Genomic DNA, 270 nt, shown 5'->3' on the forward strand with positions numbered 1-270 from the left:
CTGCACACATTTCATCGTCGGCCGTGATCATGCAGGTGTAGGTGACTATTACGGAACATACGAAGCACAGGAGCTGTTTGACACATTTAAACCTGAAGAACTCGGGATTACGCCGCTGAAATTTGAGCACAGCTTCTTCTGTAAAAAATGCGGAAATATGGGAACAGCGAAAACATGCCCTCATGGCAGAGAGCATCACGTCATTTTATCAGGCACTAAGGTAAGAGGTATGCTGAGAGACGGTGTGCTGCCGCCTGCTGAATTCAGTCG

Annotated in this window: 1 pseudogene; it reads left to right on the top strand. The window is 47.8% G+C overall.

Going from position 1 to position 270, the window contains the following annotated elements:
- Positions 1–270: pseudogene (gene sat / locus SB660_RS20835) on the top strand (sulfate adenylyltransferase); the annotation flags it as partial.

This window comes from Bacillus sp. SIMBA_005, assembly GCF_046535585.1.
In the GTDB taxonomy this organism is placed as follows: Bacteria; Bacillota; Bacilli; order Bacillales; family Bacillaceae; genus Bacillus; species Bacillus pumilus.